A 21,544-nucleotide genomic window follows, 5' to 3' on the forward strand; every position below is an offset into this window, starting at 1 on the left:
TCAAATCACGCGCAAAGCGAGACCGCGGCTCGGCACGGTGTCGGCCTCGCCCGGCATGGAAATGTAAGGCCTCGTTTCCTCGACGCGGCTGACGAGACCTTGCGCCTCGAGCTCGGCGATGCGCGCGGCGAAGCCCGCTTCCCACAGCGTGTTCTTGACCGTCAGCACGATGATGCCGCCCGGCCTGCAGATGCGGATCAGTTCGTCCAGCCCCTCAGTGCCGACATGGCCGGAGGTGAAGACGCCGGCCGAGATGATCCCGGCATAGGCATCGTCGGCAAAGGGCAGATGACCGCCGAGAGCCAGGCAATGAAGCGCCGAATAGACGCCCTTGCGCGCGGCCTGAGCCAGCATGCCTTCCGAGATGTCCAGTGCCTCGACCTGGGGATAGCCGGCAATGTTCAACCATTCGCCGATCAGCCCAGTGCCGGCCCCGGCATCGAGCAGCGGTGCGGCACCGCGCGGCAGATGGCGGGCCAGCAGCGCAAGGCAGATCGTTGGGTGGCGATAGCCGGCGGCCGACATGTCGGCGTCATAGGTCTGCGACCAGCTGTTATAGAGTGCTGCGACCTCCTCCGGGCGCTTGGCCGCATAGACGGCGCCAAGTGCACCATGATGTTTGCTGTCCGCCACTTTTGTCCTGTCCACCATTCCTTGGGTCTCACATCGGATGATAGCCAAAGCACGAAAATTGTGGAACCGTCGCTGCGACAAATAACAGCGTGGGGGCGCAGGCATGGTGACAGACGAAGTGCGCGCGACATTGGCCGTCATTCCCGTGCTGGCCGGCTACACCGGGCCACTCGAACGGCTTGGCGGTCTCACCAATCTGGTATTCAGGGCCGGCCAATTCTGCCTGCGCATTCCCGGCAAAGGTACCGAAGAATACATCAACAGGGCCAACGAGGCGGTAGCGGCGCGCGAAGCGGCAAAGGCAGGGGTCAGCCCTGAGGTGCTGCATGTCGATCCCGCCACCGGAATCATGGTGACGCGCTTCATCGCCGGCGCCGAGACGATGTCGCCGGAAAAATTCAAGCTTCGGTCGGGCAGTCCCGCGCGGGCTGGCGAGGCTTTTCGCAAGCTGCACAATTCAGGCGCGGTGTTTCCCTTCCGCTTCGAATTGTTTGCGATGATCGACGATTATCTCAAGGTGCTGTCGACCAAGGATGTCGCCCTGCCCGCCGGCTATCATGACGTGGTGCACGAGGCCGAGACTGTGCGATCGGCGCTCGCCGCCCATCCGCTGCCCATCGTCGCCTGCCACTGCGATCCGCTGTGCGAGAACTTCCTCGACACGGGTGAGCGGATGTGGATCGTCGACTGGGAATATTCGGGCATGAACGACCCGCTCTGGGACCTTGGCGACCTCTCCGTGGAAGGCAGATTCGACGCAGCGCAGGACGAAGAGATGATGCGCGCCTATTTCTGCGGCGAGGCGAGGCCGGCCGAGCGCGGCCGCATCGTCATCTACAAGGCGATGTGCGATTTGTTGTGGACGCTGTGGGGACTGATCCAGCTCGCCAACAACAATCCGGTCGACGACTTTCGCACCTATGCCGATGGCCGCTTCGCCCGCTGCAAGGCGCTGATGGAGACGCCGGAGTTTTCACGGCATCTGGCGATTATACGTCAGGGCTGAGCCTGGACTAATTGACGCCCTTCGGCACGTTCTCCGGCGGCACCGTGGTCTCGACGACTTTCTGGCGGTGGAAGATGAACAGGCCGGCGAGAACGACGATGCCCGAGCCGATCAGAATGCGCGGGCCGGGAACGTCGCCGAAGAACACCAGCCCGAACACCACCGCCCACAGGAGCAGCGTGTAGTGCAGCGGAGCCAGTGTCGAGGCCGGAGCCAACTTGAGCGCCCTGGTGATCATCAGATGCGCGCCGCAGGAGACGATGCCGAGCAGCAGCATGGCACCAAAATCGAGTGCTGACGGCGTTTGCCAGGCACCTATGGTCAGCACACCGCCGACCAGCAGCGTGCCGATGGTCTGCCACGTCACCAGATTGGTGTCGCTGGTGCCGCGCAGCCGCCGGTTGAGGATGATGGCGGAAGCGAAGGCGATGCTGCCTGCCAGCGCGAAGCCAGATGACAGCGAGAATGCCGCCGAGGACGGTTTCAGCATGATCAGCACGCCGCAGAAGCCGAGCAGGATCGCCATCCAGCGGCGCCAGCCGACCTTTTCGCCAAGCAAGAGATGCGAGAGTGCCGCAACGTAGATCGGCCCGGCCATGTAGAAACTCATCACATCCGCGAGCGGCAGATAGACGACGGCGGCATAGAAGAGCGCGGTGTCGAGCGTGGTCATGACAATGCGCAGCAGCTGCAGCTCCAGGCGTTCCAAGCGGAACAGCTTGGCCGCGCCCTGATGGGCGATCATCGGGCCAAGCACGAAGAAGGCGCCAATGGACCGGATCAGCACCACCTGGCCGACGGAGAAGCTGGCGACCAGCCACTTGCCCATGGCGTCGTTCAGCGCAAACAGGAAGTCGCCGGCCAGCATCAGCAGAATGCCGGCCAGAAGCACGTTCCGAACTGTGGAATTCTGCGCCACGGGCTGCGTCATGCCGATCCCGATTCCTCCCCTGTGTAAGCGGCGTCGTAGACGGAAGCAGCGGCTTTGACGAGGAGAATTCGGGCAATGGGTAAGACCAGCGCCGGGAATCCGCTGTATCTAGAGCAATTCCAGGAAAAGTGTGAAACGGTTTTCTGTCCGGAATTGCGTCAAAACAAAGAGCTAGCAGTGGTTCGCCGTTTCAGCGAGACGGTGACCCGCTCTAGCTGGATATGTGCCGCCGGTTCACCATCCCCGGCCGCCCATCGATCGAAAGCCGGGTCTCCTGCTTCGTCCGCTGCGCCACCACTTTACCCCTGGCGATGACGCACAGGCGCTCGGCGCGCAGGCGCAGGGCCTCGACCGGATTGCCGGCGTCGAGGATGACGAGGCTGGCGCGCTTGCCCACCGCCAGGCCGAGATGATCGAGCCCCATGATCGACGCGTTGACATTGGTGACCATGTCGAAGCAACGCGCCATGTCGGCCGGGCTCGACATCTGGGCGACATGCAGACCCATGAAGGCGACGTCGAGCATGTCAGCGGTGCCCAGAGAATACCAGGGATCGAGCACGCAATCCTGGCCCCAGCCGACGCGAATGCCGAGCGCCAGCATCTCCTTGACCCGGGTCAGCCCTCGGCGCTTGGGGAAGGTGTCATGGCGGCCCTGCAGCATGATGTTGATCAGCGGATTGGGAATGACCGAGACGCCGGCCTCGGCGATCAGCGGCAGCAGCTTCGAGACATAGTAATTGTCCATCGAATGCATCGAGGTGAGGTGCGATCCGACCACCCGACCGTGAAGACCAAGGCGCTGCGTCTCATAGGCAAGCTGTTCGATGTGACGCGACAGCGGGTCGTCAGTCTCGTCGCAATGCAAGTCGACCATCAGGCCTCGCCTGGCCGCAATCTCGCACAGCTCCGTTACCGAGCGCGTGCCGTCGGCCATGGTGCGCTCGAAATGCGGGATGCCTCCGACAATGTCGACGCCCATGTCCAGCGCGCGGATGGTGTTCTCCCGTGCCGATGGCGAGCGATAAAACCCGTCCTGCGGGAAGGCGACCAGTTGCAGATCGATATAAGGCGCCACCGTCTTCTTGACGTCGAGGAGGGCCTCGACCGCCAGTAGCCTGTCGTCGCAGACGTCGACATGGGTGCGGATGGCGAGCAGACCCATCGACACAGCCCAGTCGCAATAGGCCAGCGCGCGGTCGCGCACCGCCTCATGCGTCAAAAGCGGCTTCAACTCGCCCCATAGTGAAATGCCTTCGAGCAGCGTGCCCGAAGCATTGATGCGCGGAACGCCGTAAGAGAGCGTTGCGTCCATGTGGAAATGCGGATCGACGAAGGGCGCGGAGACCAGGTTGCCTCGGGCGTCGATCTCGGTTTGCGCGGAACCACGCAGAGCGGGCTCGATCGCCGCGATGGTCTCACCGGAGATGCCAATGTCGGCAACCCTGCCATCAGGCAGCGTGCCGCCGCGTACGATAAGGTCGAAATCCATGTCGCCATCCCGCTTGAAGAATCATCCAGCGCGGCTCCTCCTTCTCCCTTGTGGAGAAGGAAAAACTCCCTACTCCGGCACGAACCTTACCGCGCCCTTGGCCGCGCTGGTGGCCATCGCGGCATAGGCGCGCAAGGCGGTCGTCACCTTGCGCTTGCGCTTTTCCTCGGGCTTCCAGGCCAAGGCGCCCTTTGCTTCCATCGCAGCGCGGCGGGCAGCGATTTCAGCGTCGCTAACGGCAAGGCGGATGCTGCGGTTGGGGATGTCGATCTCGATCGTATCGCCTTCCCGCACCAAGCCGATCAGGCCGCCTTCGGCGGCTTCCGGCGACGCATGGCCGATCGACAGGCCCGACGTGCCGCCAGAGAAGCGCCCATCGGTGACCAGGGCGCAGGCCTTGCCGAGCCCCTTCGACTTCAAATAGCTGGTCGGGTAGAGCATCTCCTGCATGCCGGGGCCGCCGCGCGGTCCCTCATAGCGGATGACGACGACATCGCCGGCCTTGATCTCGTTGGACAGGATCGCTTTGACGCTCGAATCCTGGCTTTCGAATACGCGGGCCGGGCCGGTGAACTTCAGTATCGATTCGTCGACGCCGGCCGTCTTCACGATGCAGCCGTCGAGCGCCAGATTGCCTTTCAGAACGGCGAGGCCGCCATCCTTGGAAAAGGGATGTTGCGCCGAGCGGATAGCACCCTTTTCGCGGTCGAGATCGAGCTCGTCCCAGCGACGGTCCTGGCTGAAAGCGACCTGCGTCGGCACGCCGCCAGGGGCAGCGAGGAAGAAATCGCGCACGCTCTGGCTGGTCGTACGGGAAATATCCCAATGGTCGAGTGCTTCACCGAGCGTGGACGTATGAACTGTCGGCAGGTCGCGGTTGATCAAGCCGGCATTGTCGAGCTGGCCGAGGATCGCCATGATGCCACCGGCGCGGTGGACGTCTTCCATATGGATGTCCGCCTTGGCGGGAGCCACCTTGCACAGCACCGGCACCTTGCGGGAAAGCGCGTCGATGTCATCCTGATCGAAGTCGATCTCACCCTCATGCGCGGCTGCGAGGATGTGCAGCACGGTGTTGGTCGAACCGCCCATGGCGATGTCGAGCGTCATGGCGTTCTCGAAGGCGCCCTTCGAGGCGATGTTGCGCGGCAGAGCGGTCTCATCATCCTGCTCGTAGTAGCGCTGCGCGAGATCGACGATCAGGTGACCGGCTTCGACGAACAGCCGCTTGCGGTCGGCATGTGTGGCCAGCGTCGAACCGTTGCCGGGCAGCGAAAGACCCAGCGCCTCGGTCAGACAATTCATCGAATTGGCGGTGAACATGCCCGAGCAGGAGCCGCAGGTCGGGCAGGCCGAGCGCTCGATGACCTTGACGTCCTCGTCGGAGATCTTGTCGTCGGCGGCCGCCACCATGGCGTCGACCAGATCGAGCGCCTGCGTCTTGCCGGCCAGCACCACCTTGCCGGCTTCCATCGGCCCGCCGGAAACGAAGACGGTCGGAATGTTGAGGCGCAACGAGGCCATCAGCATGCCGGGGGTGATCTTGTCGCAATTGGAGATGCAGACCATGGCGTCGGCGCAATGCGCATTGACCATGTATTCGACGGAATCGGCGATCAGTTCGCGCGACGGCAGCGAATAGAGCATGCCGTCGTGGCCCATGGCGATGCCGTCATCGACGGCGATGGTGTTGAATTCCTTGGCGACGCCGCCGGCCTTCTCGATCTCGCGCGCGACCAGCTGGCCGAGGTCCTTCAAATGGACATGGCCGGGCACGAACTGAGTGAAGGAGTTGACGACGGCGATAATCGGCTTGCCGAAGTCGCTGTCCTTCATGCCTGTGGCGCGCCACAGACCGCGGGCGCCGGCCATGTTGCGGCCATGAGTGGTGGTGCGGGAGCGATAGGCAGGCATGTTTTTTCCTTGGTGGCTGGCCGCAGCCGAAGATATGGCGCGGCGGCGCTGAATTCGGACCGCAGGCGTTATAGACGCGCAAACATGGTCTGGCCACAATTTTGCAATGCGCCAGATTCCCCTCAAAAATCAGATCTTCCAAAAAAATTGGACCCTGTTGTCGGATTGCGTGCCGCACGGCCGTCCTTAGGCAAACGGTATGGAAATGGCAGCACCATTCCCGGAGTCAGCCGTTTCGCCGTAACCGCAACCAAAACACCCGAGGAGCACGACATGCAAAAGATCACCACCTGCCTGTGGTTCGACGGCCAGGCCGAAGAGGCCATGAATTTCTACGTCTCCATCTTCAAGAGTTCGAAGGTGCTGAGCGTGATGCGTTGGCCCGAAGGCCACGCCGATGAAGGCAAGGTGTTGGTGACCACGTTCGAGCTCGACGGCGTGCAGTTCCAGGCGCTCAATGGTGGACCGCAGTTCAAGCACACCGAAGCGATGTCGCAGTCGATCGACTGCAAGACGCAGGAAGAGGTAGATTACTTCTGGGACAAGCTCATCGAAGGTGGCGGCCAACCGTCGCAATGCAGCTGGCTGAAGGATAAATTCGGCGTCTCCTGGCAGGTTGTGCCGGAGCAGCTGCCGCACCTGCTCCTGGATCCGGACCGGGCCAAGGCCGGCCGCGTGATGTCCGCGATGATGCAGATGAGCAAGATCGACGTCGCCAAGATCGAGGAAGCGGCGAAAGGGTGAGAAGCGGTCCGCGTAGCGGACGGAAAGCCAATTGCTTGGCTTTTCGAGCTTCGAACGCCTGGAGCCTGCGACGGGCGGGGAACGTTGGAATCTATTAGACCCAGGTCGACGCTGCCCCTCATCCGCCCTTCGGGCACCTTCTCCCCGTGAACGGGGAGAAGGAAAAACTGGCGCCTACGCCGCCTTGTCGCGAACCTGATAATCCTTGATCGTAGCGAAGCGGATCGCCTTCCAGCGCTCGGCTTCGTAGTTCAGCGAAAAGGCGTGCTGGGCCAGAAACACCGGATCATTGTCGAGGTCGCGGGCGATGTCGCCGCGATGCCCCTCGATGAAGCGGTGTACCTCGGCCTTGTCGTCGGCCGAGATCCAGCGGCAGACGGAAAAGCGCGACATCTCGAATTCGACGGGCAGTGTGTATTCGAAGTTCAGCCGTTCCTTCAGCACGTCGAGTTGCAGCGCGCCGACGACGCCGACTATCGCTGGTGAACCATCCTCGGGTGAAAACAGCTGCACGACGCCTTCCTCGGCCATCTGCTGCAGCGCCTCCTTGAGCTTCTTGGCCTTCATCGCATCGCCGAGGCGGACACGACGCAGGATTTCGGGCGCGAAATTCGGCACGCCGCGGAACAGGATCTCCTCGCCCTCGGTCAGCGTGTCGCCAATGCGTAGCGTGCCGTGGTTGGGAATGCCGACGACGTCGCCGGCGAAGGCCTCGTCGGCAGTGACGCGGGTGCGGGCAAAGAAGAATTGCGGTGCCGACAGCGACATCGGTTTTCCCGTGCGCACCAGCCTGGCCTTCATGCCGCGCTCGAGCTTGCCCGAGCAGACGCGGACGAAGGCGATACGGTCGCGGTGGTTGGGGTCCATATTAGCCTGGATCTTGAAGACGAAGGACGTCATCTTCTCTTCGGTCGCCTCGACCTTGCGGGTGTCGGCCTCCTGCGCGCGCGGCGGCGGCCCAAACGCGCCAAGCGCCTCGATCAGGTCGCGGACGCCATAATTGCGCAGCGCCGAGCCGAAATAGACCGGCGTCAGATGACCCTCGCGAAAGGCGTCAATATCAAGAGGTCGGCAAGCCTCCCGCGCGAGCTCCAGCTCCTCGATAAAGGCCTCGCGCTCGTTTTCCGGCAGCAGCCCGGCAACGCGGTTGGAATCGGGACCGTGGACCGGTGTGCGTTCCTTCTCGTCGTCGCCCTTGCGCACCGCGTTCAGCGCCAGATGATAGGTGCCGGAAAAGGTTCTTCCCCGACCAATCGGCCACGTGATGGGCGCGGTATCCAGTGCCAGCTTCTGCTCGATCTCGTCGAGAATCTCGAACGGGTCGCGACTTTCGCGGTCCATCTTGTTGACGAAGGTGATGATCGGGATGTCACGCAGCCGGCAGACCTCGAACAGTTTCAGCGTGCGCGGCTCGATGCCCTTGGCGGCGTCGATGACCATCACGGCCGAGTCGACCGCCGACAGCGTGCGGTAAGTGTCGTCGGCGAAATCCTCGTGACCGGGCGTGTCCAGCAGGTTGAAGACGGTGTTCTCGTACTCGAAGGTCATCACCGAAGTGACGACCGAAATGCCGCGCTCGCGCTCGATCTTCATCCAGTCGGACCGGGTCTGGATCCTGTCCTTCTTGGCCTTGACTTCGCCGGCAAGCTGGATGGCGCCGCCGAACAGCAGCAGCTTTTCGGTCAACGTCGTCTTGCCGGCGTCCGGGTGTGCGATGATCGCGAAGGTGCGGCGGCGCGCCACTTCTTCTTCTATTGCTTCGGGCATTCTCTGGGATTTCCGTGTGACAGGCCGGGCTTCTAGCAGCGCAGTGCCGGGCTGTCGACCGCTCCGGCGGCACGGATGCCGCTGCTCGCCCTCGGAATAAGGAACTTGATCACGTTGCGTGCGCATTGCGCATATTTCCTGCTGCGCGATGTTGGCAAGTGGGAAACAGGATGGCACTTGGGTGGATGTCCGTCAGGAATTGCGAGGCAGAGGGAGTCAGCATGAGCGCTGCGAAGCAAGTGATCGTCATCGGCGCCGGTATCGTCGGCGCCTCCATCGCCTGGCATCTGAGCAAGGGTGGTGCGCAGGTGACGGTTATCGCCGACAGTGCTGCCGGCGGGGTGGCGACGCCCAATTCCTTTGCCTGGATCAATGCCAGCTGGGGCAATCCGGAGCCATATTTCCGGCTGCGCACCCGCGCGATGGCCGAGTGGTCGCGGCTGGCGCAGGACCTGCCCGGCCTCCCGCTCAGCTGGTGCGGCGGCCTGTGCTGGGACCTACCGGCCGCCGCAATGGAAACTTACGCCACGGAGCATTCCGCCTGGGGCTACGGCATCAAGCGCGTCGACCGCGCCGGCGTGGCGCGCATCGAGCCAAATCTCGCCGAGCTTCCCGACTTTGCCCTGCATGTGGCTGAGGAAGGTGTCGTCGAGCCGGTGGCCGCCGCCAAAATGCTGCTGGCCGATGCCGAACGACAAGGCGCGCGCACCATCTCCAGCACCGCTACGGCGCTGGTCCAGACCGGCGGTCGGATTACTGGCGTGGACACATCGCATGGCCTGATTGCCGCCGACGAGGTCGTGATCGCGGCTGGCGTCGGCTCACCGGATATTGCCGCGACGGCCGGGATCAGACTGCCTATCGAGGCGCCGCCCGGGCTGATCGTCCACTCACGGCCCTACAAAAAGCTGCTCAACGGCCTGGTGCTGGCCGAGCGGCTGCACATGCGCCAGACAGCCGAAGGCCGGATCATTGCCGGCTCCGATTTCGGCGGTGCCGACCCGGGCATGGATCCGCAAGGCACCGCCCGCGGGCTTTTTGCGGCCATGAAAGCAATGCTGCACGGCAGCGACAGGCTGGAATTGGATTTCCACACGGTCGGCTATCGGCCGACGCCGATCGACGGCTTTCCGATCATCGGCCGCGCCGAGGGCATGGAAGGTGTCTATGTCGCGGTCATGCATTCGGGCATCACCCTGGCGCCGGCCGTCGGCCTATTCGTCGCGCGGGAGATACTGGAGGGCGAGCGTGACCCGCTGCTTGGCGCTTATGGATTGTCGCGCTTCGCTCAATAGCCAGGCGGACGGCGAAAGCCGCCAGCCAGAGGTACGATTGCCCTGGCGATGCCGAGCAAGCGCGACTCGGACCAGCGCTTGCCGACCAGTTGTAGGCCGATCGGCAGGCCGGCACTGTCTTGTCCGCGCGGCATCGAAAGCGCGGGATGGCCGCTGTAGTTGAACACCGCGCCATAGGCCGGCAGCATCCAATAGCTCTGCTCTTTGCCGTCGACCTCGATCGATGTGCCCGGCTCGCAATGCGGGAAGGCCGTGGCCATGGCGACCGGGCAGAGCAACGCGTCATAATTTTCGAAAAACCGGTCCCAGGCGAGAATGGATTTGTCGCGGCGGGCGAGCGCCTCGAACCAGCGAGAGACCGGAGTCGGCTCCTGTGGCGGCTCCGGCTGCGCGGCCTCCATCATCATGCCGATCAGGGCGCCGCCCTGCTCCAGATCGCCGTGCAGATTGAGTTTCGGCAGTTTCGCTTCTTCGACGACGGCGCCTGCGCCTTGCAGCTGCCTTGCGAGACTTTCGACCGCGGCACTGATGTCGCCGGCCACCGGAAATCCGGGAAAGGACGGCGCGAAGGCAATGCGCACTGTCTTGAGATCGAGCTTCGGCACGTCCTCGACCGGCACCGGCGCGAGATCGGTGTCGCTTTCATCCGGGCCGGAAATGATTTGATAGATCAGTGCCAGATCTTCCACACTGCGCGCCAGTGGTCCAAGACAGGACATCAGCCGCACACTGCGCGCAGCACCGCCTGGGTTCGGGAAGGCGCCGGCCAGCGAGACGCGATGCTCCGTCGGCTTTAGGCCATAGACACCGCAGAAGGCGGCCGGCAGCCGGATCGAATCCTGCATGTCGCTGCCGACGTCGAACGGCGTCATCCCTGCGCAAATCGCCGCTGCCGCACCGCCACTGGAGCCGCCGGCGGTGCGCTCGAGGTTCCATGGATTGCTGGTGCGGCCAAACAGCGGATTGTTCGACTGCCAGTCAGACAGCATGGTCGGGACATTGGTCTTGGCCATCAGCACGCCGCCGGCTGCCTTCAATCGCGCGACTACGGGGCTGTCCTGCCTGGCGACATAATCGGCGAAGGCCGGGAAGCCGACTGTGGTCTTCATGCCGGATGTCTCGTGCATGTCCTTCAGCGTGAAAGGTACGCCATGCAGCGGCCCAGGTACAGCGCCCCACGCCAGTGCCGCGTCGGCTTCTTTGGCTCGGCTGCGAGCCCCTTCCCTGTCGAGCGAGATGACGGCGTTGACCGCATCGTTGTGCGCATCGATCTGCGCCAAGTGCGCGTCGAGCGCTTCGACGGCGGAAATCTTGCGGTCAAGTATCGCGGCGGCCAGTTGGCCGGTTGAGGAAAAGATGCTGTCCATAACCCCATGCTCCGGCTTGACGCGCTCGCCCTGGTCAAGATGGCGGATGGCGTTGCAATTTCAAGCGAAATTGAGCAGTTGAGGATCGGCTGCGTTTGATCGAAGTCGCGCAGGCTGGAACTGTCCAAGTCTGCGCTCTACGGCGCCCCCTTTGTCCTGCCGGACATCTCCCCCACAAGTGTCCCACAAGTGGGGAGATCAGCAGCTTCGGCGCCGCGCTCGATCCTGTAACGGTGAGTCTCAGTGACGGCTCAAGATCGGCGCCGCACGGGTCGATCCGACGCCGGCAAGCAACCGCCTACAGGAAATTGAAATACAGCGCCGGCGGGTACTGCGGCCCGTCGGTGGCCAGCGCCTTTGGATTCGCTGCCGGCCTAATCCCGCCTGTCGATGCGTTGTCGAGCGGAGGCCGGGGCGCCTGTGCCTTGGCGACATTGTCCTGCGTCACCAAGACTTTCTTCTTCGCCTCCGCCACCTGCGACAAGGCAAGCAACACAAGCAACGCGGACAGAACGAGCCTCATGACTGTTTCCTCTCAGGTTCCAAAGCGCTGCGCATTTTCTGGATCAGCCATGCGTCGCGCCCAAATTCTTGTCTCATGCATTCAAAAGGGCCGGCGCTTCACTGCCTGAAACCGGACTGATCGAGCAAGGCGACCTGCTTGCCATCGACGTAGAAGCGTATGGCGTGCGCCTCATTGTCGACGTCGATGCGGGTCGGATTTGCGGCGCGTGCCACCGGTGCGACCTTGGTATATTTCGAGGGAAATTCACCGGCCGGCGCGTATCGGAAGAGCAGCGCCAGCGCGATACAGCCAGCGGTAAATACAATTAACGTCAGTCTGGAAGAGGCGTTCGAGGTCATCCGGTCGTTCCTTCAGGTTTAGATGGCATTACGGTTCGGTTGCCAGCAGGCTCCTTGAGCCTGGTTACCCGTTGCTCGATTGGAGTGTGTCACTGCTCTGCGAAGGAAGGGACGTGCTCAGCCCACGTTCAGCACGTTCTTGCGGATGATATGCCCCTAGCCCTCTGCGAGCTTAGCGCCGGCCCGCGACCGGAAAAGGCAGCGCGTATGGAATACCGTGGAATTCTCTGGAATTCCTGGAATATTAGCTAATGGAAATATATCATGGAAGGATAGGTGCGGCATGTTATGGCAGAACAACGAGCAGCAAGAGGCAGCCGAATGGCACAGCACATTGCGCAGAAATTGCGGTTGACGTCGGCATTGTTGGGGACCGTCACCCGCAAGGATCTGGCGGCCGCGTTCCGGGCCGTTAACCCCAAGACCGCGTTCGATCTCGGCCGCGCCGACAAATGGCTGCAGGGTCGCGCCCAGCCGCGCGAGCACAGTGTCTATGACGATTGGACGAAGCTGCTAGGCCTGGAGCAGCCCGGCTCATGGATCGCCGACTGCGACCTGCCGCACTTCACCGCCGCCATCGCAGCCCGCCACGGCGTCGACAGCGCGGTGCTCGAACGCCGCGCCGGCACTCAATTCGATGCCTCCTCCAACCATGATGAGCGCAGCGTCGTCTTCGCGCTGACTGGTACTTATGCATGTTATTCGCGCGCCTGGTCGCCTTACTATCGCGGCCAGATCATCAAGGGCATTCTGTCGATCGAGGCAGGGCCTGGCCTGCATGGCTTGACCGCCACATATCGCGAAGCCTTGCCGACCGGCCAGTTGGTGCTTGGCGGCCCGGTCACGCCAGCCAAGCGCGCTCTTTACGTGCATCTGAAGGAAGCTGGCGGCGACGCCCAGTTCTTCATCAGCCTGTTGCCGCAGTCGCAGCCGGGAAGTGTGCTTGGCGGGTATATGTGCGGAACCGCTATTATCGGCCCGGAGGCGCTGCCGTCATTGACCCGAATCCTCATGGTACGTCTGCGCGATCCGGCGCCTGGAACCACCTCGTGGGGCGGATACCTGCTGGGCGACCAGTCGATATCGGAGGATTTGGCATCGCTCGGCATATCCATCGACCAGCCGGAGCAGGTCGACCGACAACTCGTACGGTTCCTCGTGGGAGGCAGCGATGGCGGCGTCCACCAGATCCCGCCAGCCGAGTTCCGCGCCATTCTCGATGTCTTCGACCGCCATTGGCTGAGACAATCCAGCGCGCCGCAAAGCCCCTGAAAGTGACTGCCAGCCGATGCCCGCGACGACGCCGTGATTTGCGACTAAAGCGCGTCGCGTCGAAGTGGATTCATGCACCGCGCTTTAGGTCTCAATGCATGTCGTTGTCTTAAAACCGGGGCCACTTTTGAGCGACATGCATTAGACGGCCAGCGCCAGCTTCGCAGCCGGAGCAAAGGGACGAATAGCCATGCCATCCGTGGTCATGGTGACAAAGCTCGATGGCGGAATAGCCTGCCAATCGCCGCCCTCGCGGTCAAACGGTTCGGACATGATGCAGCGGCCGCCGCCCTTGCCTAAGGTGGAGGTGTAGAGCGTCGGCGCGTGCGCGTCGGTCGCATAACGCACCGCATGAAGTTCCTGCCCGTCCGAGAAGGCGGCGGTGAGTTTCAGTGACGGATCGAGACCGGCGCGGCGCGAAGCGTCGAGCACGCGGCTGGTGGCACGCGAGACGGCACCTTGCGGGTCGCCGGCCAACCCTTCATCGATCATCAGCAGGAAAAACAATTCGGAATCAGTGGTGCCCTCGCGCTGGTCGAAGACGGCGTCGGACAGCGAGTTCTCCAGCGCTCGGCGGATTTTTTCGAAGCCGCCGATCTGGCCGTTGTGCATGAACGACCAGGAGCTGGAGATGAACGGATGGCAGTTCATGCGGCTGGTGGCGCCGCCGGTGGAGGCGCGCACATGGGCCAGGAACAGGCCGGATTTGATCTGCCGGCACAGGCTCTTCAGATTGGGATCCGACCAGGCCGGCAGGATATCGCGATAGAGACCCGGCTCAGGGCGGTCGCCATACCAGGCAAGACCAAAGCCGTCGCCATTGGTCGGCGACTTTGCTTCCTGGGCGCAATGGCTCTGGGCGATCAGCGAGTGACAGGGCGCGGTAAGGATGTCTTCGAGAAAGACCGCTTCACCAAGATAGGCCGCCCATCGGCACATCGCTTTCTGTCGTCCTCTAGGCGCGATCCATAAGAGCCGCAGGCTCCTTGATCGGGTGTTTGCCTCTGTTGTGCGTCCGCTCGTAAAGCTCGCGAACGATTCGGCTGGCCGTAGTTTCAAACAGAAATGGCAAGAAAGCGTGAACGAGCGCAGCGGCCGCCGCCATCAGCAGACGCGACGAGAACCAGGCGGCAAAAGCCATGTGACCGAAATAGGTTTCGCCGACCTTGGCCGGATGAGAGGTGAAAATCCTTGCGATCGACATTCTGGTTCCCCTTCAGCGCTTGACGTTCCTGATATGAGTATCCTGACATGCTTCGCCGGTTCATCGGTCTCAAATTATCCTTGTATTTGGCCATCTCATGGGACAAACATCCCGCATGGCGTTGGAAATCGACGAAATCGACCGGAAATTGCTGGCAGAGTTGCAATGTGACGGCACGCTGTCGGTCGACCAACTGTCGGAACGCGTGGCGCTGTCGCGCAATGCCTGCTGGCGCCGCGTGAAGCGGCTGGAGGAGGATGGCGTCATCACCGGCCGGGTGGCCCTGGTCGATGCCGAAAAGCTCGGACTTGGCCTTTCCGTCTTCATCCTGATCCGCACGTCCAACCACGACCCGGAGTGGCTGCGGAAGTTCCGGGCGGCGGTGACAAGCTTTCCCGAGATCATCGGCGTCTACCGGATGTCCGGCGACCTCGACTATGTCTTGCGCGCCCGCGTCGCCGACGTGAAGGCCTATGACCGGCTCTACCAGCGGCTGATCGCCAAGGTGGCGCTGTCCGATGTATCGGCCTCCTTCGTGATGGAAGAGATCAAAGAGACGACCGTCGTTCCGATGGCCAGGTCATAGTGATGCCTGAAAGAAAGACGTTGATAGCATTGTTGTCGAGTTGACCGAATCGCCGTCCGCGCCGATAGGATCGATTTTATGCGCGCAGCCCTCCAAACTCCCTCCGTCATCGGTCCCACTGTCGGCTTCGTCAGGTTGCCGCATGCTGAAGGGCTGCCCTTTCCTGCCTATGAAAGCACAGGTGCGGCCGGCATGGATCTGCGCGCCGCGGTGCCCGAGGACCGGCCGCTGCTGATCCTGCCTGGCAAACGCGCTTTGGTGCCGACTGGGCTGATCCTGGAAATTCCGGAAGGCATGGAAGGTCAGGTCAGGCCTCGCTCGGGCCTTGCCTTCAAACATGGGTTGACCGTCCTCAACACGCCCGGCACCATCGACAGCGACTATCGCGGCGAGGTGAAGGTGCTGCTGATCAATCTCGGCGACGAGGATTTCGCGGTGACGCGCGGCATGCGCATCGCCCAGATCGTCTTCGCGGCGGTGACGCAGGCAAGCGTGGAAGAGCGTACATTGGCCGGCGGAACGGCGCGTGGCTCGGGCGGCTTCGGATCGACCGGCACCGCCTGATGCCTGAACTGCCTAAACTTGTCATCTTCGACTGCGACGGGATCCTGGTCGACACCGAGAACTTGGCCAATCGGCGCCTCGCCGAATGGCTGAGCGCTGCCGGCTATCCGACGAGCTTCGAATATTGCCGCAAGCATTTCTCCGGCCGTAGCATGGCGTCGGTGCAGAAAGAGATCGAAGGGGAGACCAGCGTCAGACTCGGCGCCGATTTCGTCGATCGCTGGAATGCCGGCCTTCCGGATCTGTTCGCCCATGGCGTCGAGGCAATCCCCTACGTCCGAGAGTTTGTCGAAGCCGTGCGTTCAGCCGGCATCGCCTATTGCGTCGCCACTTCGGCCAGGGTGTCGAAGATGCACATCACGCTCGGCCAGACCGGGCTGTTGCCGTTGTTCGAGCACGCGATGTTTTCTTCGACCATGGTCGCGCGCGGCAAGCCGTTCCCCGACCTGTTCCTGCATGCGGCCAAGACCATGGGCTTCGCGCCCGCCGACTGCATCGTCATCGAAGACAGCGTCGCCGGCACGCAGGCCGGCATCGCCGCCGGCATGCGGGTGTTTTCCTATCATGGCGACCCCTATTCCGACCGCGACGGCCTGATCCAGGCCGGCGGCATCCTGTTCGACGACATGCGCGAACTGGCCGGGCTGGTGCCGATCCACTGACCTGATCTCCAGCCGCGGCTGTACGCCTCGATCGGCCGTGCTAGCTTGGCCGGCAAACCCGAGGCCACGGATGAAACTCACCGCCATCAAAGGTGATCGTGACCGATGCTACGGCGCTGAGCGGCGAAATCTGCGACGATGGCGGCCCAAGCCTGGAACCCACGCGATTTCCGTCACCTATGACCGGGACAAGCAGACATCGCGCTACGCCAAGGATTCCGACGCGCTGGACAAATTGGCAGGAGAGAACGCCAAACGCTTCTGAGCCAACCGCATTCGTTTGCCCGGCCAAATGAGGCAGGATAAAATCCGTTTAGCCACACCGCACAGGGGGAACTACCATGGACAAGGGCAAGATCTTTCGCGACCTGCATGCCTCGACCTTCGTCATGCCCAATCCCTGGGATATCGGCACGACCAAGCTGCTGGCTTCTTTCGGTTTCACCGCGCTGGCGACGACCAGCGCCGGCTTTGCCTTTTCGCGCGGCCTGCCGGACGGCGCCGTGACCTTCGACCAGATGATCCATCATTGCCGCGAGGTGACGGCGGCGACCAGCCTGCCGGTCTCGGCCGATCTCGAGAAAGGCAAGGGCGACAGCCCGACCAGTGCCGCCGAAACCGTATTCGCGGCGGAGGCGGCCGGCCTTGCCGGCTGCTCGATCGAGGACCACACCGGCGACCCGGACAGACCGATCTATGATTTCTCGCACGCTGTCGAGCGCGTCGCGGCGGCCGTGGAGGCGGCGCGGGCGCTGAAGCGCGATTTTGTCTTCACCGCGCGCGCCGAGAATTTCCTGTGGGGCAAGTCCGACCTCGACGACACTATCAAGCGGCTTCAGGCCTTCGAAAAGGCCGGCGCCGACGTGCTTTATGCGCCGGGCATCGGTGACGTCGAGATGGTGCGTGCGATCTGCTCGGCGGTCGGCAAGCCGGTCAACGTCATGGCGAGGCCCGGCTTCACCATCGCCGATCTCGCCACGGCCGGGGTCAAGCGTATTTCGCTCGGGCCGTGGCTGACCAATTTCGCCTATGGCATGCTGGAGACGGCGGCGCGCGAGATCCAGCAGGATGGTACATTCGGCTTCACCCGCGCCGCCATGCCGTTCGGCAAGTTGCAGGCGCTGTTTGGCAAGTCTTCAGCTTAGATAGGGTCCGCGGCATGACGCTCACCGTCGTCGACATGCATACCGGCGGCGAACCGCTCCGGATCGTCACCGGCGGCTATCCGGATATCCCGAGAGGCACGATCCTGGAAAAGCGCGCCTATGTGCGCGACCATCTCGATCATCTCAGGAAAATCCTGATGTTCGAGCCGCGCGGCCACTACGATATGTATGGCGCCTTGCTGGTCGAGCCGGACCTTCCCCGCGCCGATCTCGCGGTGCTGTTCATGCACAATGAGGGCTATTCGACCATGTGCGGCCACGCCATCGTCGCGCTCGGCCGCTACGCCGTCGACGAAGGACTGGTGACGAAACGCGAGCCGGTGACGACGGTCAACATCGAGGCGCCATGCGGGTTGGTCGTCGCCTCGGTCGAGGTCAGGGACGGCAAGGCCGGCGCGGTGTCGTTCGAAAGCGTGCCGGCGTTCCTTTTCGCCGGCAGCCAGACGATAGGGCTGGCGGGCCATGGCACGATTGGCTTCGACATCGCCTATGGCGGCGCCTTCTACGCGCTGGCCGATTGCCACCAATTCGGGCTCGAATTCGGCCGCGACCGGGTACGCGATTTCGTCGATGCGGCGACTGCCCTGACAGGCAGGCTGAAGGCCGAATTTCCGCTGTCGCATCCCGACCACGCCGACCTTGCCTTTCTCTATGGCACCATCCTGACCGACGGAAAGGATGCCTTTTCCGGCGAGGTGACCAAAAACATCTGTGTCTTCGCCGAGGCCGAGGTCGACCGCTCGCCGACCGGCTCCGGTGTCACCGCGCGGCTGGCGGCCATGCAGGCCAAGGGCGAGATCGCGATCGGGCAGACGCGCATGTTCGAGAGCATCGCCGGCTCGCGTTTTTCCGGGTCCGTGGTGCGGACGGCGACGGCTGGCCCGCACGAGGCGATCATCGCCCGCGTCGGCGGCCGCGCCTATTATTCCGGGCGGGCTGAGTTCATCGTCGAGCCCGACGACGAACTGGGGTGCGGGTTCCTCCTACGCTGAATAGAGCTTAGCCGCGGCGGGTAACTTCCCGCGCGCTGATCGCCTTGTGCAGATGCACCATCATGGCGGCGGCGAACAGCGGCGTCACCAGATTGAGCAGCGGCACGGCGAGAAAGGCGGCGATGAGCAGCCCGGCGAGAAACACGGTGCCGGCATAGTGCCTGCGCAAGACCTTGGCCTCGTCTTCCCCGCGAAAGCGCATGGCGGCGAATTCGAAGAACTCGCGTCCGAGCAGATAGCCGTTGACGATGAAGAATGCGGCAATGTTGACGCCCGGCACCAGCAGAAGCAGCAAGGCGACGATGTTGCCAAGAATGACGACGCCGAGGAATCGCATCGACAGCACCAGCGAGCGCAGCGCCGGCATGGCGCGGCCGGGCGGATCGCTGGAATAGTCGGTGCGCTCGACCACTTCGGCGATATCGTCAAGAAACAGGCCGGCGATAACTGCCGTCACCGGCGCGATGAGCAACGCCATGCCGAAGGCGAGCGCGATGGCAGCGATGATGCCGCCGAGCCAGCCGGCCCAGGACGGCATGCCGGGCAACAGTGTCTGCAGCCAAGGCAGCGCCAGCCACTCGACGAGGCTGGTCAGGCCGAACCACAAGGCCACCAGCGCCAGCAAAGTCAGCCCGAGTGTCTTCACGAACACGGCACGAAACGGAGGCGAGAGCAGCTCAAGGGCCGCGGTGCGTGCTGCGTCGAAAATCACCGTGCTTCAACCCCAGGTCAGCGGACACCGCCGAGCGGCGGACGCTTTCGAGATAGGCAGCTTAGGTCGCGCGCACAAGCGGGCTGGTTCTTTGCTTTGACGCAATTCCCAAGGGAAAGCGCTATGCGCTTTTCCCGGGAAAACCGCTTCACACTTTTCCTGAAATTGCTCTACCGCGCAAACGCCGGCTTTCGAACCGGTATGGTCATGGCAGCGACGCCGGCGACGACGAAACCCATGCCCAGCCATGCCGTCGAACCCAGGCTTTCGCCGAGGAAGAGGGCGCCGATGCCGACGCCGATGGGCACGCGCAAATAGGCCTGCGAGGTGGTGCCGACCGAGCCCAGCGTGTGGATGAGGCGGAAATAGATGACGAAGGCCAGCGCGGTGGAAAACACCGACAGGCCGAGCAAAGCCAGGATCGACGCCGTCGACGGCGCCAGCGTCCATGGTTGGTCGAACACAAGGCCGAGCGGCACCAGAATGATGGCGCCGCTCAGCATCGAACCGGCGGCCGGCAGCATCGGGTCGAGGCCCTTGAAGCCACGGCCAAAGATCGCCGCACCGGCATAGCAGATCGTCGCCGCGACGATAGCCAACTGCGCCCACAACTGGTGACCGAGACCACCCAGGGCCTGCGTGCCGATGATGAGGCAGATGCCGGCAATGCCGGCGCCGACGCCAATCAGCTTGCGCAACGTGACCGGCTCGTGGCGGGTAACGAGCGCGGTCAAGAGGAAGGTGAAGATCGGTGAGGTCGCGTTCAGGATGGTGGCGAGGCCGGCATCCACCGAGCGCTCGGCCGCGGCGATCAGGGTGAACGGCACGACGCTGTTGAGGCAGGCCTGAAAGGCAAAGCGGCGCCAGCTTGCCGCATCCCCCGGCATTGCAAGCCCGCGCCAGCGGATGATCGCGAACAGGATACCGCCTGCGATCAGGGTGCGGGCGGCAATGAAAGTGACCGGCGGGATGGTCTCGACGCCGATCTTGATGAAGGTGTAAGAGGCGCCCCAGAGTAATGCCAGCACGGCGAGCAGCGCCAGGTCGGTCGTCATGTTGTTTTTTACAGGCATGAACTGGCTCGCTTCAAAACGTGATCGGCTGAGCCGGGCTTGTAAGCTGTGCGGCGACGAAATGCTTCGGCCACGGTCGAATTGTCATAGCGCCTCGCAGCTGCGGCACCTTTGGCCTGTTCCAGCCTGTTTCGCCAAAGTTCCGTATCACGCCCTAGGCAAACCGGTTTCAAATCGCTAGACCCGCGCCGGGCCGGCATGGCAAGAAGCCGGCTCGGGTTTTTGGCGGAGACATTGATGCCGAAATATGACGTGCTTTGCATCGGCAATGCCATTGTCGACATCATCGCCCAGTGCGACGAGGAATTCCTCGAAACCAACGGCATCATCAAGGGCGCGATGAACCTCATCGACACAAAGCGCGCCGAACTGCTCTACAGCCGCATGGGCCCGGCGATCGAAGCCTCCGGCGGCAGCGCCGGCAATACGGCGGCCGGCGTTGCCAGCTTCGGCGGCCGCGCCGCTTTCTTCGGCAAGGTCTCGAACGATACGCTGGGCGAAATCTACGCTCACGACATCCATGCGCAGGGCGTCGCCTTCGACACCAGGCCGCTCAAGGGCGAGCCGCCGACGGCGCGCTCGATGATCTTCGTCACCCCCGATGGCGAGCGTTCGATGAACACCTATCTCGGCGCCTGCGTAGAGCTCGGCCCGGAGGATGTCGAGGCCGACAAGGCATCTGGCGCCAAGGTCACCTATTTCGAAGGCTATCTGTGGGATCCGCCGCGCGCCAAGGAAGCAATCCGGCAGACAGCCAAGCTGGCGCATGCGGCGGGCCGCGAAGTCTCGATGACCTTGTCGGATTCGTTCTGCGTCGACCGCTACCGCGACGAATTCCTCGACCTCATGCGTTCGGGCACGGTCGACATCGTCTTTGCCAACAGCCACGAGATCAAGTCGCTCTACCAGACATCGTCGTTCGACGAGGCGCTGGCGCAGATCCGCAAGGACTGCCGGATCGCCGCTGTGACCCGTTCGGAAAAGGGCTCGGTTATCGTGCGCGGCGACGAGACCGTGATCATCAAGGCGACCGCGATCAAGGAGCTGGTCGACACGACGGGCGCCGGCGATCTCTATGCCGCCGGCTTCCTGCATGGATACACCCAAGGCCGCGACCTGCAGACCTGCGGCGACCTTGGCTCACTGGCGGCCGGATTGGTGATCCAGCAGATTGGCCCCAGGCCGCGGCAGAATTTGCGCCGCGAGGCTGAGCAGGCGGGGTTGCTGTAGCGGCCATCAAGCCGCCGATATCCCTCCTTGGGGGAGATCGGCAGCTTGGCCGTACGTGCGCTCACCGTCG

General features: G+C 63.1%; 23 protein-coding genes. 11 read left to right on the forward strand and 12 right to left on the reverse strand.

All coding sequences use genetic code 11. From position 1 onward, the window contains the following. Positions 1–633, reverse strand: a complete 633-nt coding sequence (locus tag NKJ01_RS27295; RefSeq protein ID WP_352603993.1) for a class I SAM-dependent DNA methyltransferase — start codon at positions 631–633, stop codon at positions 1–3. 103 nt (positions 634–736) lie between these two features. Here NKJ01_RS27295 and NKJ01_RS27300 point away from each other — a divergent pair, with 103 nt between their 5' ends. Beyond that, a complete protein-coding gene (locus tag NKJ01_RS27300) occupies positions 737–1,639 on the forward strand; it encodes a phosphotransferase (protein WP_352732770.1) in 903 nt (300 codons plus the stop codon). Between the two features lie 7 nt (positions 1,640–1,646). Here NKJ01_RS27300 and NKJ01_RS27305 read toward each other — a convergent pair whose 3' ends face one another. The 3 genes from NKJ01_RS27305 to ilvD form a co-directional block, all read right to left on the reverse strand. Continuing rightward, entirely contained in the window at positions 1,647–2,570 is a 924-nt protein-coding gene (locus tag NKJ01_RS27305; RefSeq protein WP_352732772.1) for a DMT family transporter, read from the reverse strand. A 211-nt stretch (positions 2,571–2,781) separates the two neighbouring features. After that, entirely contained in the window at positions 2,782–4,062 is a 1,281-nt protein-coding gene (locus tag NKJ01_RS27310) for an amidohydrolase family protein (RefSeq protein WP_352732775.1), read from the reverse strand. Between the two features lie 69 nt (positions 4,063–4,131). Then, positions 4,132–5,976, reverse strand: a complete 1,845-nt coding sequence (ilvD, locus tag NKJ01_RS27315; RefSeq protein ID WP_352732778.1) for a dihydroxy-acid dehydratase — start codon at positions 5,974–5,976, stop codon at positions 4,132–4,134. A 273-nt stretch (positions 5,977–6,249) separates the two neighbouring features. Here ilvD and NKJ01_RS27320 point away from each other — a divergent pair, with 273 nt between their 5' ends. Further along, positions 6,250–6,720: a VOC family protein gene (locus tag NKJ01_RS27320; protein WP_352603983.1), complete on the forward strand. Its 471-nt coding sequence runs from the start codon at positions 6,250–6,252 to the stop codon at positions 6,718–6,720. Between the two features lie 174 nt (positions 6,721–6,894). On the opposite strand, the gene NKJ01_RS27325 is transcribed toward NKJ01_RS27320, so the two are convergent. Then, the gene (locus tag NKJ01_RS27325) at positions 6,895–8,487 is read right to left on the reverse strand and encodes a peptide chain release factor 3 (RefSeq protein WP_352732780.1); all 1,593 of its coding nucleotides are present in this window, start codon (positions 8,485–8,487) and stop codon (positions 6,895–6,897) included. Between the two features lie 221 nt (positions 8,488–8,708). Between NKJ01_RS27325 and NKJ01_RS27330 the strand changes: the two genes are divergently transcribed. Continuing rightward, the gene (locus NKJ01_RS27330; RefSeq protein ID WP_352732783.1) at positions 8,709–9,782 is read left to right on the forward strand and encodes an NAD(P)/FAD-dependent oxidoreductase; all 1,074 of its coding nucleotides are present in this window, start codon (positions 8,709–8,711) and stop codon (positions 9,780–9,782) included. Here NKJ01_RS27330 and NKJ01_RS27335 read toward each other — a convergent pair. The 3 genes from NKJ01_RS27335 to NKJ01_RS27345 all read right to left on the reverse strand — a co-directional run bounded on the left by NKJ01_RS27335 (position 9,776) and on the right by NKJ01_RS27345 (position 12,013). Further along, positions 9,776–11,149, reverse strand: coding sequence for an amidase (locus NKJ01_RS27335; RefSeq protein WP_352732785.1), 1,374 nt, complete (start codon positions 11,147–11,149; stop codon positions 9,776–9,778). The two genes, NKJ01_RS27330 and NKJ01_RS27335, sit on opposite strands and share 7 nt — an antisense overlap. Positions 11,150–11,447: 298 nt before the next feature. Further along, entirely contained in the window at positions 11,448–11,672 is a 225-nt protein-coding gene (locus NKJ01_RS27340) for a hypothetical protein (protein ID WP_352732787.1), read from the reverse strand. A 98-nt stretch (positions 11,673–11,770) separates the two neighbouring features. Beyond that, positions 11,771–12,013 carry a hypothetical protein gene (locus tag NKJ01_RS27345; protein WP_352732790.1) on the reverse strand — a complete coding sequence of 81 codons (243 nt, stop codon included), beginning with the start codon at positions 12,011–12,013 and terminating at the stop codon, positions 11,771–11,773. A gap of 321 nt (positions 12,014–12,334) precedes the next feature. Here NKJ01_RS27345 and NKJ01_RS27350 point away from each other — a divergent pair, with 321 nt between their 5' ends. Beyond that, a complete protein-coding gene (locus tag NKJ01_RS27350; protein WP_352732793.1) occupies positions 12,335–13,285 on the forward strand; it encodes a hypothetical protein in 951 nt (316 codons plus the stop codon). A gap of 141 nt (positions 13,286–13,426) precedes the next feature. On the opposite strand, the gene NKJ01_RS27355 is transcribed toward NKJ01_RS27350, so the two are convergent. After that, on the reverse strand, positions 13,427–14,224 hold the full coding sequence (locus NKJ01_RS27355) for a class II glutamine amidotransferase (RefSeq protein ID WP_352732796.1): 798 nt from the start codon (positions 14,222–14,224) through the stop codon (positions 13,427–13,429). Positions 14,225–14,240: 16 nt separating this feature from the next. Further along, positions 14,241–14,489 carry a DUF6356 family protein gene (locus NKJ01_RS27360; protein ID WP_023758252.1) on the reverse strand — a complete coding sequence of 83 codons (249 nt, stop codon included), beginning with the start codon at positions 14,487–14,489 and terminating at the stop codon, positions 14,241–14,243. 115 nt (positions 14,490–14,604) lie between these two features. On the opposite strand from NKJ01_RS27360, the gene NKJ01_RS27365 reads away from it, so the two are divergent. The 6 genes from NKJ01_RS27365 (at position 14,605) to NKJ01_RS27390 (ending at position 18,459) form a co-directional block, all read left to right on the forward strand. After that, a complete protein-coding gene (locus NKJ01_RS27365; protein ID WP_023758253.1) occupies positions 14,605–15,075 on the forward strand; it encodes an Lrp/AsnC family transcriptional regulator in 471 nt (156 codons plus the stop codon). Between the two features lie 78 nt (positions 15,076–15,153). Then, the gene (dut, locus tag NKJ01_RS27370; protein ID WP_023758254.1) at positions 15,154–15,639 is read left to right on the forward strand and encodes a dUTP diphosphatase; all 486 of its coding nucleotides are present in this window, start codon (positions 15,154–15,156) and stop codon (positions 15,637–15,639) included. Continuing rightward, on the forward strand, positions 15,639–16,301 hold the full coding sequence (locus tag NKJ01_RS27375; RefSeq protein ID WP_352732800.1) for an HAD family hydrolase: 663 nt from the start codon (positions 15,639–15,641) through the stop codon (positions 16,299–16,301). The genes dut and NKJ01_RS27375 overlap by 1 nt, the downstream gene beginning before the upstream one ends. Positions 16,302–16,371: 70 nt before the next feature. Next, positions 16,372–16,566 carry a hypothetical protein gene (locus tag NKJ01_RS27380; RefSeq protein WP_352732802.1) on the forward strand — a complete coding sequence of 65 codons (195 nt, stop codon included), beginning with the start codon at positions 16,372–16,374 and terminating at the stop codon, positions 16,564–16,566. A gap of 76 nt (positions 16,567–16,642) precedes the next feature. Continuing rightward, complete coding sequence (locus tag NKJ01_RS27385) at positions 16,643–17,446, forward strand: isocitrate lyase/PEP mutase family protein (protein ID WP_352732805.1); 804 nt, start codon at positions 16,643–16,645, stop codon at positions 17,444–17,446. 14 nt (positions 17,447–17,460) lie between these two features. Continuing rightward, positions 17,461–18,459, forward strand: coding sequence for a proline racemase family protein (locus tag NKJ01_RS27390; protein ID WP_352732808.1), 999 nt, complete (start codon positions 17,461–17,463; stop codon positions 18,457–18,459). A 7-nt stretch (positions 18,460–18,466) separates the two neighbouring features. Here the strand turns inward: NKJ01_RS27390 and NKJ01_RS27395 are convergent, their stop codons facing one another. Together NKJ01_RS27395 and NKJ01_RS27400 are read right to left on the reverse strand one after the other, a co-directional pair. Then, complete coding sequence (locus NKJ01_RS27395; protein ID WP_352732811.1) at positions 18,467–19,171, reverse strand: sulfate transporter family protein; 705 nt, start codon at positions 19,169–19,171, stop codon at positions 18,467–18,469. A gap of 170 nt (positions 19,172–19,341) precedes the next feature. Next, positions 19,342–20,244 carry a DMT family transporter gene (locus NKJ01_RS27400; protein ID WP_352732814.1) on the reverse strand — a complete coding sequence of 301 codons (903 nt, stop codon included), beginning with the start codon at positions 20,242–20,244 and terminating at the stop codon, positions 19,342–19,344. A 237-nt stretch (positions 20,245–20,481) separates the two neighbouring features. Here NKJ01_RS27400 and NKJ01_RS27405 point away from each other — a divergent pair, with 237 nt between their 5' ends. Further along, positions 20,482–21,474 carry an adenosine kinase gene (locus NKJ01_RS27405; RefSeq protein WP_352732817.1) on the forward strand — a complete coding sequence of 331 codons (993 nt, stop codon included), beginning with the start codon at positions 20,482–20,484 and terminating at the stop codon, positions 21,472–21,474. The last annotated feature ends 70 nt before the right edge of the window (positions 21,475–21,544 follow it).

The organism is Mesorhizobium sp. M0276, assembly GCF_040321755.1.
Classification (GTDB): domain Bacteria; phylum Pseudomonadota; class Alphaproteobacteria; order Rhizobiales; family Rhizobiaceae; genus Mesorhizobium.